At 64.6% G+C, this 15,497-nt stretch carries 15 protein-coding genes; 8 read left to right on the forward strand and 7 right to left on the reverse strand.

Annotation, left to right across the window (positions count from 1 at the left end):
• Nucleotides 1–15: 15 nt before the first annotated feature.
• From ACFI9K_RS13790 to mptB, 3 genes are read right to left on the reverse strand one after another with little or no spacing between them, the layout of a single operon-like run.
• Nucleotides 16–810 carry an ABC transporter permease gene (locus ACFI9K_RS13790; RefSeq protein ID WP_462664074.1) on the reverse strand — a complete coding sequence of 265 codons (795 nt, stop codon included), beginning with the start codon at nt 808–810 and terminating at the stop codon, nt 16–18.
• Nucleotides 811–812: 2 nt separating this feature from the next.
• A complete protein-coding gene (locus tag ACFI9K_RS13795) occupies nt 813–1,757 on the reverse strand; it encodes an ABC transporter ATP-binding protein (RefSeq protein ID WP_462664001.1) in 945 nt (314 codons plus the stop codon).
• Nucleotides 1,754–3,406 (reverse strand): polyprenol phosphomannose-dependent alpha 1,6 mannosyltransferase MptB, encoded by a 1,653-nt coding sequence (gene mptB / locus ACFI9K_RS13800; protein WP_462664075.1) that lies wholly within the window; start codon nt 3,404–3,406, stop codon nt 1,754–1,756. Before mptB ends, ACFI9K_RS13795 begins: the two co-directional genes overlap by 4 nt.
• A gap of 364 nt (nt 3,407–3,770) precedes the next feature.
• Between mptB and ACFI9K_RS13805 the strand changes: the two genes are divergently transcribed.
• The 7 genes from ACFI9K_RS13805 to ACFI9K_RS13835 are packed head-to-tail and all read left to right on the forward strand — an operon-like array spanning nt 3,771 to nt 10,138.
• Nucleotides 3,771–4,496, forward strand: coding sequence for a helix-turn-helix transcriptional regulator (locus ACFI9K_RS13805; RefSeq protein ID WP_462664076.1), 726 nt, complete (start codon nt 3,771–3,773; stop codon nt 4,494–4,496).
• Nucleotides 4,493–5,938 carry a Fe-S cluster assembly protein SufB gene (gene sufB, locus ACFI9K_RS13810; RefSeq protein WP_462664002.1) on the forward strand — a complete coding sequence of 482 codons (1,446 nt, stop codon included), beginning with the start codon at nt 4,493–4,495 and terminating at the stop codon, nt 5,936–5,938. Before ACFI9K_RS13805 ends, sufB begins: the two co-directional genes overlap by 4 nt.
• A gap of 24 nt (nt 5,939–5,962) precedes the next feature.
• A complete protein-coding gene (sufD, locus tag ACFI9K_RS13815; RefSeq protein ID WP_462664077.1) occupies nt 5,963–7,153 on the forward strand; it encodes a Fe-S cluster assembly protein SufD in 1,191 nt (396 codons plus the stop codon).
• 42 nt (nt 7,154–7,195) lie between these two features.
• Nucleotides 7,196–7,972, forward strand: a complete 777-nt coding sequence (sufC, locus tag ACFI9K_RS13820) for a Fe-S cluster assembly ATPase SufC (RefSeq protein WP_222094834.1) — start codon at nt 7,196–7,198, stop codon at nt 7,970–7,972.
• Nucleotides 7,973–7,974: 2 nt separating this feature from the next.
• Complete coding sequence (locus tag ACFI9K_RS13825) at nt 7,975–9,267, forward strand: cysteine desulfurase (protein ID WP_462664003.1); 1,293 nt, start codon at nt 7,975–7,977, stop codon at nt 9,265–9,267.
• A complete protein-coding gene (gene sufU, locus ACFI9K_RS13830; RefSeq protein ID WP_462664004.1) occupies nt 9,267–9,764 on the forward strand; it encodes a Fe-S cluster assembly sulfur transfer protein SufU in 498 nt (165 codons plus the stop codon). Before ACFI9K_RS13825 ends, sufU begins: the two co-directional genes overlap by 1 nt.
• Nucleotides 9,761–10,138: a metal-sulfur cluster assembly factor gene (locus tag ACFI9K_RS13835; protein WP_462664005.1), complete on the forward strand. Its 378-nt coding sequence runs from the start codon at nt 9,761–9,763 to the stop codon at nt 10,136–10,138. Before sufU ends, ACFI9K_RS13835 begins: the two co-directional genes overlap by 4 nt.
• A gap of 17 nt (nt 10,139–10,155) precedes the next feature.
• Here ACFI9K_RS13835 and ku read toward each other — a convergent pair whose 3' ends face one another.
• Genes ku through ACFI9K_RS13850 form a run of 3 tightly spaced genes read right to left on the reverse strand, consistent with a single transcriptional unit; the run spans nt 10,156 to nt 13,094 of the window.
• Nucleotides 10,156–11,121: a non-homologous end joining protein Ku gene (ku, locus tag ACFI9K_RS13840; RefSeq protein ID WP_462664006.1), complete on the reverse strand. Its 966-nt coding sequence runs from the start codon at nt 11,119–11,121 to the stop codon at nt 10,156–10,158.
• 60 nt (nt 11,122–11,181) lie between these two features.
• Nucleotides 11,182–12,309: a lycopene cyclase family protein gene (locus ACFI9K_RS13845; RefSeq protein WP_462664007.1), complete on the reverse strand. Its 1,128-nt coding sequence runs from the start codon at nt 12,307–12,309 to the stop codon at nt 11,182–11,184.
• Nucleotides 12,306–13,094, reverse strand: coding sequence for an SDR family oxidoreductase (locus tag ACFI9K_RS13850; RefSeq protein ID WP_462664008.1), 789 nt, complete (start codon nt 13,092–13,094; stop codon nt 12,306–12,308). Before ACFI9K_RS13850 ends, ACFI9K_RS13845 begins: the two co-directional genes overlap by 4 nt.
• Before the next feature lie 155 nt (nt 13,095–13,249).
• On the opposite strand from ACFI9K_RS13850, the gene ACFI9K_RS13855 reads away from it, so the two are divergent.
• Nucleotides 13,250–14,881 carry an ABC-F family ATP-binding cassette domain-containing protein gene (locus ACFI9K_RS13855; protein WP_462664009.1) on the forward strand — a complete coding sequence of 544 codons (1,632 nt, stop codon included), beginning with the start codon at nt 13,250–13,252 and terminating at the stop codon, nt 14,879–14,881.
• On the opposite strand, the gene ACFI9K_RS13860 is transcribed toward ACFI9K_RS13855, so the two are convergent.
• Nucleotides 14,869–15,444: a TetR/AcrR family transcriptional regulator gene (locus ACFI9K_RS13860; RefSeq protein ID WP_222094827.1), complete on the reverse strand. Its 576-nt coding sequence runs from the start codon at nt 15,442–15,444 to the stop codon at nt 14,869–14,871. The genes ACFI9K_RS13855 and ACFI9K_RS13860 overlap by 13 nt on opposite strands.
• Between the last annotated feature and the right edge of the window lie 53 nt (nt 15,445–15,497).

Below are 15,497 nucleotides of genomic sequence, written 5' to 3' on the forward strand. Positions count from 1 at the left end.
GGTGGTGAGCCTGCGTCAGGTGAATTTGAAGGTGCGGACCGCGAGGGTGCTGCAGACCGCGGCCCACACCAGCAGCACGACCACGCCGAACACATCGAACGACGACGCAACGCCTCGGCTCAAAGCCTCACCGAGTGCTCCGGACGGAACGATGCGCGCAACGTTCTGCACACCCTGGGGAATCTGGTCGTCGACGAATACCGCGCTGCCGATGCCGAGCATCACGAACCACGCGATGTTGGCCAGTGCCAACACGATCTCCGCCCGCAACGTGCCGCCGAGCAGCAATCCCATGGACGCGAAGGTGACGGTGCCGAGAGCGATGATCACCGCACCGAGCAACAGGCCCGTTGTTGCCGGACGCCAACCGAGAGCCACGCCGATGGAGCCGAGCAGAACCGACTGCAGAATCACGACTATCACGACTGCAGCGGATTTGCCGCCGATGATTCCCCAGCGTGGAAGTGGCGTAGCGCCGAGGCGTTTCAGCGCGCCGTAGCGTCGGTCGAAGCCGACCGCGATCGCCTGGCCGGTGAACGCCGTCGACATGATGGCCACCATCATCACTGCGGGTACCACCTGAGCAACTCGGTCATCACCCAATGCACCGAACGGCAGGAGAGTGAGCCCGATCAACAAGGTGATCGGGATGAACATCGTCAGCAGCAACTGCTCGCCGTTGCGCAGCAACAACTTCAGTTCGAGACGCGTCTGCGCGAACAGCATGCGCGACGCCGACGCCGGTTGTGGACGAGGCGCGAACAGACCTGTCTCGAATCGGTTGTCGGCGAGCCGGGCTTCTCTGCGCACCGTCACTTCCTCAATTCTCTACCGGTCAATTCCAGGAACACGTCCTCGAGGCGGCGCTGGTCGACCTGCAACTCGGTGGCGAGGACGTCCTGTTGGGCGCACCAGGACGTGACGATCACCAATATCTGTGGCTCGATCACACCCGCGACCACGTAGGACCCGGGTGTCGGTTCCGACGGTACGTAACCCGGGGGCAGCGCCGCGTCGAGCATCGACAGTTCGAGACCAGGGGGAGCGGTGAACCGCAGTTGGCCCTCGGCACCCTGTTTGGTCAGTTCCGACGGCGAACCGGACGCCACGACGCGGCCGTTGTCGATGATCGTCAACCGGTCCGCCAGCTGCTCGGCCTCGTCCATCAGGTGCGTGGTGAGCAGCACGCCCACGCCGTCGCGCCGCAGTGCATCGATCAGCTCCCACACCAGCAGTCGGGCCTGAGCGTCGAGACCGGCAGTGGGTTCGTCGAGAAACACCAGTTCGGGGCGCCCGACGATGGCGCACGCCAGTGCGAGTCGCTGTTGCTGTCCACCGGACAGCCGCCGATACGGAGTGCGGACGGCCGAGGTGAGTCCGAGGCACTCGAGCAGCCAGGCCGGATCGTGCGGATCGGCCGAATACGACGCGACGAGGCCCAGCATTTCACCGGCTTTGGAACCGGGATACGCGCCGCCGCCCTGGAGCATGACGCCGATTCGAGGCCTCAGTTGCGCCGACTCGGTGATGGGGTCGAGCCCGAGTACGCGGACCGACCCACTGTCGGGGACGACGAATCCTTCGCACATCTCGACGGTGGTGGTCTTGCCTGCACCGTTCGGACCGAGGAGTGCCAGGACCTCGCCCGGGCCGATGTCGAGGCTGAGGCCGTCGACTGCGGTGACGCCGTCGTAGGACTTGCGCACGTCGTTGAGTTGCACGACAGGTTGCGACGCTGTGGACGTCCCGGAGATCACGAGGACTCAGCGTATTCGTCGGCGCCGCGGTCGCGTGCCGGTGGTCGGCTGCGTGTGGGCCACGGCATACGGTTTCGCGTGAGGAGATACAGGACGGCGATGGTCAGGATCGTCATCACTGCGGCCTGAACGATCTGGAACGGCAGATACTCGCTGCCGTTCGGCATCAAGATGACGCTGACCAAAGACGAGAAGGCGATTGCCGGTCGACGGAACGACGGCGTGGTAGCCCAGGCGGCCAACGGAATCACCGCCCACAGCAGGTACCACGGTTGCACCACCGGAAACAGCAACACCACCGCGCCCAGAGCCACGCCGAGCGCGCCGACCGGATGCAATCGCCCGCGCAGGACTGCGATGAGCATGCGGACGACGATGACGCCGGCGACGACGGCCGCGATCGGACGGGTCAGACCCAACACGGCGGTGGTGTGGTCGCCGAGGCCGAGCAGTACGCCCACGAATCCGGTGCCCAATCCCAGGATCGTGGGGATCGACATCCAGCTTCGTACGACGCCCGCAGTGCCCAGAGTGTTGATCCATCCGAATCCGAGTCCGCTACCGAGACTGACGGCAACCTGTACTGCGACGGCAATCGTGCCGAGGAGGACTGCCACGTACACCACGGATCGCAGGGTCCCGCCCCACCGCCTCGACAGCGCCATGCCCACGAAGCCGAGGGCGATCAGCGATGGAATCTTGATCGTCGACGACAGTGCGATGACTGCCGCTCCGCCGACGAGGAATGCGATGTCGGTTCTTCGCATCGCGCCCGAGCGTTCGACGCCTCGCAGCGCGAGTTCGGTGCCGGCGAGCATGAGCCCGATCATCAGGGCCTCGTTGTGAATTCCGGCCACCAGATGGAACAGCAGCAGCGGGTTCGCGGCACCGAGCCATAGCGCACTGACCGAGGCCACTCCGCAGCGGCGAGCCAGCCGCGGCAGGGCCCAGACGATCAGCGCGACGCCCGCCAGCGCGAGAAGTCGGTGCAGAAAGATGCCGGCGACGATGTTTTCACCGGTCAGGTATGTGATTCCGCGACCCATCCACAGGAACAGGGGACCGTACGGCGCAGGCGTCTCGCGCCAGATGTTCGGCACCGTTCGGGTCAGAACGTTGTCGGCCCCGAGTGCAGTCTGGGGACCGACTTCGTAGGGGTCGAGTCCGCGTGCGGTGATCTCGCTCTGCGCCAGATACGAGTACACGTCCCGCGAGAACATCGGTGGCGCAACACACAGTGGCAGAATCCACAGCAGCAGCGTGCGGTCCATCTGCGATCTGGTGAGACGCCGGGGGATGTTTCCCGATCGCGTCCGGCCGAGGGCGAACCTGCCGAGCAACAACCAGGCGATGACCACGATGACGGTGCCGGTCATCGTGACGGTGAGGGCAGAGCTGGCCATGCGGGACGGCAGGCTCAGAAATCGAACTCCGGCGACGGGATTCTGCAGCACCGGTTGCGCTCCGGCGCCGAGGGCACCGATCGTCATCAGTAGTGCACCCGCTGCACCGAAGCGGCGAATGGTCCGCAGTTGAACCGTTTCCGCCGGATTCAGGCCGGGCGCTTCCTGCTCGTCTCCGTGCAGGGTGGCCACCACGCCGCCCGGTGGAGTGGGTTCCAGTCCGATGACCCGTCGTGCGGGGGCCACGACGTACCGGCGAAGAGCCTGTACGAGCGTCGATGTCGAGTCGTCGGTACCGGTCGGTCGACGTGCTCTGCCCGTGGAACGTGAGCGTTCGGAGCTCTGCTCACTGTCGGTCGATGACACAATGGGAGCGTAGCTGTGCTCATGGCCGACGCCCGCACCGTCCTCCCGGCCGACACGTGACGAGTGTTGCACCCGGCATAGGGCACCCTTGGTGGACCAGGGAAAACAATTCCGTCACACTGGTGTTGTGAAAACAACCGAGAGCACGTTCGCGCGTCCGGGGAGCGTCGATTCCTCGACCGCCGGCGCAGGCGCGCCGTCGGTTCGACAGACCTCGCTTCCCGAAGGACAGACCAGGGGCGCGGTGGTCACTCTACTGCTGGAAGAGGGCCCCATCACGGCCTCCGACATCGGCACTCGGCTCGGGTTGAGTGCAGCAGGTGTCCGACGGCATCTCGATGCCCTCATCGATGCCGGCGAGGCCCGCGTCACCACTCCTGCCGGCGCGCGTCAGCGCGGCCGAGGTCGACCGGCCAAGTACTTCCAGCTCACTGCCGCTGGACGAAATCGGCTCGGCCATACCTACGACGATCTCGCCGGTGCCGCCATGCGGCAACTGCGCAAGATCGGTGGAGACGCAGCCATCGAGACGTTCGCCCGGCAGCGGGTGAACACCATCGTGGCCGACGTCGAACCGGCCACGGGTTCCGACGCGCATGCCGTCGAGGACGCAGCCGAGCGAATCGCCGACGCCTTCAGTGCCGCCGGATTCTCTGCGACCACCCGTCAGGTGGGTAATGGAGTGCAGATCTGCCAGCACCACTGCCCGGTGTCGCACGTCGCTTCGGAGTTTCCGGAGCTGTGCGAGGCGGAACAGACTGCGTTCGCCGAGATCCTGGGCACGCATGTCCAGCGTCTGGCGACCATTGCCAACGGCAACTGCGCGTGCACGACGCATGTGCCGTTGACCGTGAACCGGTTCACGACCGACCGAACCGAACACCCGAGTACCGATAGTTCCGACAAGAAGACTTCCGACGCACAGCCCCGTGTCGGAGAACGCCCACGCCTCCGGAAGGAGCCCGCATGACCGTCACACCAGACCAGGTGACACCCACCGCGCCGCTGACCCAGGACGAGACCATTGCCTCGCTGGGCACGTACGGATACGGCTGGGCCGATTCGGACGTAGCCGGCGAAAGCGCCAAGCGCGGTCTCTCCGAGGCCGTCGTCCGCGACATCTCCGAGAAGAAGAGCGAGCCCGAGTGGATGCTCGAGGCACGCCTCAAGGCGCTCAAGACCTTCGATCGCAAGCCCATGCCGAACTGGGGTTCCAACCTCGACGGCATCGACTTCGACAACATCAAGTACTTCGTTCGTTCCAGCGAGAAGCAGGCTGCGACGTGGGAAGACCTGCCCGAGGACATCAAGAACACGTACGACAAGCTCGGCATCCCCGAGGCCGAGAAGCAGCGTCTGGTCTCCGGTGTCGCCGCTCAGTACGAGTCCGAGGTCGTCTACCACTCGATCCGTGAGGATCTCGAGGCTCAGGGTGTGTTGTTCCTCGACACCGACACCGCGCTCAAGGAGCAGCCGGAGCTGTTCCGTGAGTACTTCGGCACCGTCATTCCCGCGGGCGACAACAAGTTCTCCGCGCTGAACACCGCGGTGTGGTCGGGTGGATCGTTCATCTACATCCCGCCGGGCGTCCACGTCGACATCCCGCTGCAGGCCTACTTCCGGATCAACACCGAGAACATGGGTCAGTTCGAGCGCACGCTGATCATCGTCGACGAGGGTGCCTACGTGCACTACGTCGAGGGTTGCACCGCGCCGATCTACAAGTCGGATTCGTTGCACTCCGCCGTGGTGGAGATCATCGTCAAGAAGGGCGGTCGGTGCCGCTACACCACCATCCAGAACTGGTCGAACAACGTCTACAACCTGGTCACCAAGCGTGCCAAGGCAGAGGCCGGCGCGACGATGGAGTGGGTCGACGGCAACATCGGCTCCAAGGTCACGATGAAGTACCCGGCTGTGTGGATGACCGGCGAGTACGCGAAGGGCGAGGTTCTCTCCGTCGCGTTCGCAGGACCCGATCAGCACCAGGACACCGGCTCGAAGATGCTGCACCTGGCACCGCACACGTCGTCGAACATCGTCAGCAAGTCCGTCGCCCGTGGTGGCGGCCGGACGTCCTACCGCGGTCTGATTCAGATCAACAAGGGCGCTCACGGCTCGCGTTCGACGGTCAAGTGCGATGCGTTGCTGGTCGACACGATCAGTCGGTCGGACACGTACCCGTACGTCGACATCCGTGAGGACGACGTGTCGATGGGTCACGAGGCCACCGTCTCGAAGGTCAGCGACGATCAGCTGTTCTACCTGATGAGTCGCGGTATGACCGAGGACGAAGCGATGGCAATGGTGGTCCGCGGTTTCGTCGAGCCCATCGCTCGCGAACTGCCGATGGAGTACGCACTCGAGCTCAACCGGCTCATCGAGTTGCAGATGGAAGGGTCGGTCGGATAAGTGAACAACCCCGTCACCGGAGTCATGGGTGCCGTCGCATCCGAGAACCCGGATTCCGCCAAGGAAGACAAGTCGAAGTTGGTCGAGAACAAGGGAATGCAGTTCACGTCCTACGACGTGAACGCGTTCGAGATCCCGTCCGGTCGTGACGAGTTGTGGCGCTTCACCCCGCTGCGTCGCCTCCGTGGCCTGCACGACGGTTCAGCAGTCGCCGACGGTGCCGCTCAGGTCACCGTCGGGGCTGCCGATCGGGTGGTCGTGGAGACCGTCGGGCGCGACGACGAGCGACTCGGCAAGGCCGGCGTACCCGCCGATCGTATTGCCGCACAGGCATATTCGGCATTCACCGAGGCCACGATCGTCAGTGTCGCGAACGAGGTCGAGGTGGCGGAGCCGATCGAGATCACGATCGACGGACCGGGCGTCGACCACGTGGCCTACGGACACGTCCAGATTCGTCTGGGGACGTTCGCTCGCGCCACTGTGGTGATCGATCAGCGTGGCAGCGGCACGTACGCCGAGAACGTCGAGTTCGTGCTGGGCGACAGCTCGCAGTTGCACGTCGTGCTCATCCAGGACTGGCAGTCCGACGCCGTGCACGTGGCGGCGCATCATGCGCTGCTCGGACGCGATGCGGTGTTGCGCCACTACAACGTCAGCCTCGGCGGCGATCTGGTGCGCATCAGCCCGACGGTGCGCTACAGCGCTCCCGGCGGCGACGCGAACCTGCTCGGTGTCTATTTTGCGGATGCCGGCCAGCATCTCGAGCAGCGGCTGCTCGTGGATCACTCGGCTCCGCACTGCAAGTCGAACGTGATGTACAAGGGTGCGCTGCAGGGCGAAGTGGGCCCGGGCAAGCACGATGCGCACACGGTGTGGATCGGCGACGTTCTCATTCGCGCGGAAGCCGAGGGAACCGAGACCTACGAGCTCAATCGAAACCTGGTGCTCACCGACGGGGCTCGTGCCGATTCGGTACCGAACCTCGAGATCGAGACCGGCGAGATCGTCGGAGCGGGCCACGCCAGCGCCACCGGCCGGTTCGACGACGAGCAGCTGTTCTACCTGCGCGCTCGCGGTATCTCCGAGGAGGTCGCTCGACGTCTCGTGGTGCGCGGCTTCTTCCACGAGATCATCGACAAGATTCCGGTGCCCGCCGTACGCGAGCGCTTGGACGCGGCCATAGAGACCGAACTCGCCGTCGTCGGCGCGTAGCTCTCACCCGAACCTTTCTCGACAGCACAAAGGAACCTCAAGATGTCCACACTCGAAATCCGCGATCTGCACGTCAGCGTCGCGAACTCCGATACGACCGCGGAGCCCATCAACATCCTCAAGGGCGTCGACCTGACCGTGAAGTCCGGTGAAACGCACGCCATCATGGGTCCCAACGGCTCCGGCAAGTCCACCTTGTCCTATGCCATCGCCGGTCACCCGAAGTACGCCGTCACCTCGGGCACCATCACCCTCGACGGTGAAGACGTTCTCGAGATGAGCGTCGACGAGCGCGCCCGCGCCGGTCTGTTCCTGGCCATGCAGTACCCGGTGGAGGTCCCCGGCGTCTCCATGTCGAACTTCCTCCGCACCGCTGCCACTGCAGTGCGCGGTGAGGCTCCCAAGCTGCGGCACTGGGTCAAGGAAGCAAAGACCGCGATGAGCGAGCTGGAAATCGAGCCGAACTTCCTCGAGCGCAACGTCAACGAAGGCTTCTCCGGCGGCGAGAAGAAGCGTCACGAGATTCTGCAGCTGGGCTTGCTCAAGCCGAAGATCGCGATCCTCGACGAGACGGATTCCGGCCTCGATGTCGACGCTCTGCGCGTCGTGTCCGAGGGCGTCAACAAGTACAAGGAACGCGAAAACGGTGGAGTGCTGCTGATCACGCACTACACCCGCATTCTCCGCTACATCAAGCCCGATTTCGTGCACGTCTTCGTCAACGGTGAGATCGTCAAGTCCGGCGGTGCCGAGCTGGCCGACGAGCTCGAGGCCAACGGCTACGCCGGCTACACGCAGGCCGCGACCACCGGAGCATGAGTATGGCTGCACCGGCAGCTGTGGCGGTGGCGGCATCGTTCGATGTCGCTGCCGTTCGCCGCGATTTTCCCATCCTCTCGCGCACCGTCCGCGACGGAAAGCCGTTGGTGTATTTGGATTCCGGCGCAACCTCCCAACGACCGGTGCAGGTACTCGATGCCGAACGCGAGTTCCTCACCACCTGTAATGCTGCTGTGCATCGTGGGGCGCATCAACTGGCCGAGGAGGCCACCGACGCATACGAGGGAGCCAGGGCGGCCATCGCGTCGTTCGTCGGCGCAGACGTCGACGAGATCGTCTTCACCAAGAACGCGACCGAATCGCTCAATCTCGTCACGTACGTTCTGGCCGATCAACGCTTCGATCGCCATCTCGGCCCCGGCGACGAAATTGTCGTCACCGAACTCGAGCACCACGCCAATCTCGTTCCGTGGCAGGAGCTTGCGGCCCGTACCGGCGCGACTCTGCGCTGGTACGGCGTCACCGACGATGGTCGAATCGACCTCGACTCGCTGGAACTGTCGTCCGCTGTGAAGGTCGTCTCGTTCACCCACCAGTCCAACGTGACCGGTGCCGTTGCTCCCGTCGAAGAGTTGGTACGTCGAGCCCGAGCGGTGGGCGCACTGGTCGTACTGGACGCGTGCCAGTCGGTGCCGCACATGAAGGTCGACTTCCACGACCTCGACGTCGACTACGCCGCCTTCTCCGGTCACAAGATGCTGGGTCCGTCGGGTGTCGGTGTCTTGTACGGCAAAGCTGCACTGCTCGATGCGATGCCGCCGTTCATCACCGGCGGATCGATGATCGAGACCGTGACGATGGAGAAAACGACGTTCGCGCCTCCGCCGCAACGCTTCGAGGCCGGTGTACCCATGACCTCGCAGGTCGTCGGACTCGGTGCCGCCGTCCGGTACCTCGAGAACATCGGTATCGACGCTGTCGCGGCTCACGAAAAGACCTTGGTCGCAGCAACTCTCGCCGAGTTCGCGAAGATCGACGGTGTGCGCGTGATCGGCCCGACGGGGAATGTCGACCGTGGCTCGGCCGTGTCGTTCGTCGTCGACGGTATCCACGCACACGATCTCGGCCAGATCCTGGACGACGAGGGCGTGGCCATTCGCGTCGGGCATCACTGTGCATGGCCGCTGCACCGGCGCTTCGGCGTGGCAGCGACCGCGCGCGCGTCTTTCGCGTTGTACAACACCGTCGAGGAAGTGCAGGTGCTCGCCAACGCGATTCGCCGCGCGCAATCCTTCTTCGGTACCGACCGCAACGGTGAGGAGGGACCCGCCTGATGCGGATGGAACAGATGTACCAGGAAGTGATCCTCGATCACTACAAGCATCCGCACGGCCGCGGACTGCGCGAGCCGTTCGGTGCCGAGGTACACCACGTGAACCCCACGTGTGGCGACGAGGTGACTCTGCGGGTGCACGTGGACAACGGCACCGTTGCAGACGTCTCCTACGACGGCCAGGGCTGCTCGATCAGTCAGGCCGCGACGTCGGTCCTGACCGATCAGGTGGTCGGATTGTCGGTCGAGGACGCGTTGAAGACCGTGGATTCGTTCAGCGAAATGGTCGGCAGCAGAGGTACCGTCGAGGGTGACGAGGATGTCATCGGTGACGGCATCGCGTTTGCGGGTGTGGCCAAGTATCCGGCTCGGGTGAAGTGCGCGTTGCTGGGTTGGATGGCTTTCAAGGACGCGGTTGTTCAAGTAGTGGACGCAGATTCGACAGCTACGACGGGCGAAGAGGCCCAGTCGGCACTTTCCGGAGGACAACAATCATGACCGATGCAACTGATACGACGCCGGCGGACGCCACGCCGGTCGCACTGACCGCGGACGAGATCAAGGTTCTCGAAGACCTCGAAGAAGCGATGCGCGACGTCGTGGACCCCGAGCTCGGGATCAACGTCGTCGACCTCGGATTGGTCTACGACATCAAGATCGACGCCGAGGACATCGTCACGGTCGACATGACGCTGACATCAGCGGCCTGCCCGTTGACCGATGTCATCGAGGATCAGGCCCGCGGCGCACTGGTGCGCAGCGGATTGGCCGCCGACCTCAAGATCAACTGGGTCTGGATGCCGCCGTGGGGTCCGGACAAGATCACCGACGATGGTCGCGAGCAGCTCAGGGCGCTCGGCTTCACCGTCTGATCCGACGGCGGGTGCCGTCAGGCACCTTTCGCTTCGGAGTCCTTCGAGTCGTGGTTCCGAGCCGAAGCCGATTTCTTGGCTGCGGTCTTTTTCGCCGGAGCTTTTTTTGCCGCGGCCTTCTTTGCAGGTGCCTTACGGGCGGTGGTCTTTTTCGCCGCAGTCGAGTCCTCGGCTTTGGACGATCCCGTCTTGGCGTTCTTGCCGGCCGCCTCGACACTGCGCTGCAGCGCCGCAACAAGATCCACGACCTCGGCGTCCTCGCCTTCGTCGTCCTTCTCGGCCTCGGTGTGAATCACCTTCTCGCCACCGTTGGCCAGCGTCTCGTCGATGAGCTTGCGCAGTTCGATCTGGTAATCGTCGGTGTATTCGGTGGGGTCGAATTCCGAGGACATGCTTTCCACCAGTGAGGTGGCCATCTTGACCTCTTGCGGGCGCGCGGACGGCGCGTCCTCGAGCGAGGGGAACTCGGCCGCTCTGACTTCGTCCGGCCACAGCAGCGTCTGGATCACCAGTACGTCGTCGCGCACGCGCAGTGCGGCCAGTCGAGTTTTCTGCCGAAGCGTGAAGTGCACCAGCGCGGTGCGTTCGGTCTCTTCCAAGGTCTCGCGCAGCAGCACGTACGCCTTCGGGGACGCGGAGTCCGGCTCGAGGAAGTAGCTCTTGTCGTACAGGATCGGATCGATCTGCTCCGTAGGTACGAATTCGAGAACCGGGATCTCGTGCTTCTCTGCCGCCGGGAGCTTGTCGAAGTCGTCGTCGGTGAGAATCACGCGCTCGCCGTCGGGGGAGTCGTACGCCTTGTCGATGTCGGCGAACTGGACCGATTTTCCACATTCCTGACAGATGCGGTCGTACTTGATTCGACCGCCGTCCTTCGCGTGCACCTGATGGAAACGAATATCGTGCTGTTCGGTGGCCGAGTAGACCTTCACCGGGACATTGACGAGTCCGAAGGCTATCGAGCCCTTCCATATGCTGCGCATCTGTCCATGATCGCCGACCGGGCACCCGCGTGTCGACCGTTGGCCGGAAAGTCAGGCGGTTCAGGAAACGTGGACGACGGTACGGGCGATGGCGAGCCTGGCCGAGACCGGAAGCGTCGGAAACATTTTCAGCATGGCGGTCATCGTTCCGATCGCGTCGTCATGCCCGGACAGGTACGAGCGCTGCAGTTCGACCGGGAGCGAAAAGAAGCTGGCGAAGAACTGTGGCACCATCTCGGGCTCGAGGCTCAGCGCGGTCCGCAGTCCCAGATTGCGTAGCTTCTGCACCGTCCAGGTATCGACCGCGCGGCGAGGTCCCGGTCTGCCGTTGCGGAACCGGTCCACCAGATGATCGGCCGAGGCCAGTGACGCGGCGACGCTGTATCCGGTAGCCGGATGCATCAGATTCGAACGCGCCCCGAACAACACCGGACCGCCTCGGCCGGTGTGCGATCGCGGCGGCGGTTCGACCGAGAAGCGCACTCGCTCGACGTCTTCGTGCCCGGTGGGTTCGAGATTCCGCTGGGAAAGCCTGTGGTGCAGGCGCGTACGGAGAACATCGAGGCCGAGCGGAGGGCGACCGACAAGACAGGTTTCCTCCAACAGCACGCGCTCGGCATCGAGCGCGACGGCGTACAGGAACGAGGGTGCTTGCCCGGGTGACGCACCGTTGTCGGTGCGCCAGTCCATGAACCAGGCGTCGGAGCCCTCGAGGATCGGCTCGGCGCGGTGACGTTCGACGACTATCCCGTACGCGGTCTGTTGCGCGAGGTCTCGTGAATCGAGTGTCCCGCGGGCATCGACGACGTGACGCGCATCGACGATCGTCCCGTCCGCTGTGGTCACGCGAGTTCCGGTGACGTCGACGGCCGTGCCCGCCACCACTCGCACGCCGTCCAAAGTCAGAGTGCTCTGCAGCGCACCGGTGTCGAGCACACAGTAGGTGCGATCGATGATCCGGTGGCGATCGGTCCACACCGCGGGTCGACGCGCGGTGGAGGCGATTGCGGTGTCGGGTAACCACGACGGCAGCTCGTCGGCCCAGGCCGAGTACGTCGGCGTCCAGGTGCGCGACGGGTGAGGATCGAGGGCCAACACATCGAGGCCGGCTGCGGCACACCGGTGAGCGACTGCCCGCCCGGCAGGACCGAGACCTACGACCGCGACATCGGCCGAGAAATCGTTCACATTCCGCCGGTGGCGAGCAGACCACCGTCCACCCGCACGGTCTCGCCGGTGATCCAGGACGACGCGTCCGAGACCAGGAACGCGACCAGCGCGGCCACGTCCTCCGGGGTTCCGAGACGCTTCATGGGGTAGCCGGCCGCTGCTGCATCTTCTCCGTTGGCGACCAGCGCCTCTGCGAATTTCGTCTTCACGACACCCGGTGCGACGGCATTGACGCGGATGGCGGGTCCCAGTTGCCAGGCCAGTTCTTCGGTGAGCCGAATCAGGGCGGCTTTGGACGCACCGTAGGCCGCGATCACGCCGGTGGATCGAATGCCGGCCACGCTGGCGATGTTGACGATCGCGCCGCCGTGCTCGCCCATCCAGCCCCGGAACGCCTCCTGGACGAAGCCGAGCGTACCGACGACGTTCGTCTCGAAGATCTTGCTCACGCCGGTCAGATCGGCGTCCATGAGGGAGCCGTACACGGGGTTGATGCCGGTGTTGTTCACCAGGATGTCCAGCGAACCGAAAGTCTCGACGGTCTGCGTCACTGCGCTGCGTCGATGTTCCGGATCGCCTGCGTTGCCGTCCAGCGCGAGCACGGAATCACCCAGTTCTGCTGCGGCCGCCACGAGAGGTTCACGCTTGCGGGCGGTGATGGCGACGTTCGCGCCGCGAGCGAGCAGCTCTGCGGCGATCGCCCTGCCGATGCCCCGGCTGCCGCCGGTGACGAGTGCGGTACGTCCGGTGAGGTCGGCAATCGGTGCGCTGCGTCGGGTGACTGTTTCGGAGGCGTCGGTCATCGATCAGACGTTACCGGTGTCACCGTCGTTCCTGGGTGAGGGCACGACGATGCTGAGCTAAAATGAGGGTTTACTGCGCCGTCGTACGGCGCACCACTGTTCGCCCGTCGGTCGACGGGTAACGATCTTGTTCGGCAATCGCTAGGAGCACACGCGTGATCACCGCCACCGACCTGGAAGTTCGTGCCGGTGTGCGGACCCTTCTGTCCACCGAGGGGCCCGCGCTCCGCGTGCAGGCCGGTGACCGCATCGGCCTGGTGGGTCGAAACGGGGCAGGCAAGACCACCACGCTCCGGATCCTGGCCGGTGAGGGTGAGCCGTACGCCGGTGAGGTCGTCCGAACGGGAGACCTCGGGTATCTGCCGCAGGACCCTAAAGAGGGCGACCTCGACGTGCTGGCCAAGGATCGGGTGTTGTCTGCCCGTGGTCTCGATACGCTGCTGCACCGGATGGAGAAGCAGCAGGCACTCATGGCCGAGGTTGCCGACGAAGCACTGCTCGACAAGGCCGTCCGCAAGTACGGCGAATTGGAAGAACGGTTCGCGTCTCTCGGCGGATACGAGGCGGAGAGCGAGGCGGCGCGAATCTGCAACAGCCTGGGCTTGCCCGATCGCATCCTCGCGCAGCCGCTGAGGACGTTGTCCGGTGGTCAGCGTCGCCGCGTCGAACTGGCACGCATCCTGTTCGCCGCGTCCGACGGCAGTGGCGGTCGCTCGAACACCACGTTGTTGCTCGATGAGCCCACGAACCACCTCGACGCGGACTCCATCACCTGGTTGCGGGGATTCCTCCAGAGCCACGAGGGCGGACTCATCGTCATCAGCCACGATGTCGAATTGCTCGGTGACGTGGTGAATCGGGTGTGGTTCCTCGACGCCGTACGCGGTGAGGCCGACATCTACAACATGAACTGGAAGAAGTACCTCGACGCCCGCGCGACCGACGAGCAGCGTCGCCGCCGCGAGCGTGCCAACGCGGAGAAGAAGGCCGGCGCACTGCGGGTCCAGGCCGCCAAGATGGGGGCCAAGGCCACCAAAGCCGTTGCGGCACAGAACATGGCGAAGCGCGCGGACAAGCTGATGGCGAATTTGGACGCGGAGCGAGTGTCGGACAAGGTTGCGCACATCCGTTTCCCCGAGCCCGCTCCGTGTGGCAAGACACCGCTGATGGCGAAGAACCTGACCAAAATGTACGGATCGTTGGAGATCTTCGCCGGCGTGGACCTGGCCATCGACCGTGGCAGTCGCGTAGTCGTACTCGGGCTCAACGGTGCAGGCAAGACGACACTGCTCAGAATCCTCGCCGGTACCGAGAAGGCCGACACCGGAGAAATCGAGCCGGGTCACGGTATGCGCGTCGGATATTTCGCTCAGGAGCACGACACTCTCGACGACCACGCGTCGGTATGGGAGAACATTCGACACGCGGCACCCGATACCGGCGAACAGGAACTCCGGTCACTGCTCGGCGCGTTCATGTTCACCGGCCCGCAGCTCGAGCAACCCGCCGGGACGCTCTCGGGCGGTGAGAAGACTCGCCTTGCCCTCGCCGGCTTGGTGTCCTCGGCCGCGAACGTGCTGCTGCTCGACGAACCGACCAACAACCTGGACCCGATTTCGCGGGAACAGGTGCTCGACGCCCTGCGCAGCTACAAGGGTGCCGTCGTCCTCGTCACGCACGATCCCGGCGCTGCCGAGGCGCTGTCACCCGAGCGGGTGATTCTGCTCCCCGACGGTACCGAGGACCACTGGTCGCAGGACTACCTCGAATTGATTCAGCTGGCCTGATCGGGTCTGCGCACCGATTCTTCGACCAGATCGAGAATGGCCGACAGGTTCGACCCTCCATGACCCGACGCGATTCTGGCGACCAAGCCGTCGAGCACCAGGTCCAGGTAGTCGGCCAGGACGTCGTTGGGGACGTCGTCGCGCAGTTTTCCCGCCGTCTTCTGGCGTTCCAGTCGGCCCAGGGTTGCGTCGGTGAGCTCTGCCGACCGTTCGGCCCAGCTGGCGCGGAAATCGCTGTCGGTTCGTAGTCGACGGGTGATCTCGAGCCGCGTTCCGAGCCACTCGAACTGGTCCGGTTGCGCAAGCATGTCGCGCATCACCTGAACCAGACCCTGCGTCGCGGCAACCTCGGCCATACGGCGCGCATCTTCCTGTGCGAGAGCCAGGAAGAGCCCGTCCTTGTCCTTGAAGTGGTGGAAGATCGCACCGCGGGACAGGCCGGTTGCCTCCTCGAGGCGCCGTACGGTCGCACCCTCGTAGCCGAACTCTCCGAAGCATTTACGCGCGCCGTCGAGGATTTCGCTGCGGCGGGCCGCCAGGTGGTCTTCGCTGACCTTGGGCACGTGTGAAACTCCTACTGTCGATGAAGGGCCCGTACCGATACGGCGATGGGCCC

Source organism: Rhodococcus sp. PSi06, from assembly GCF_054960675.1.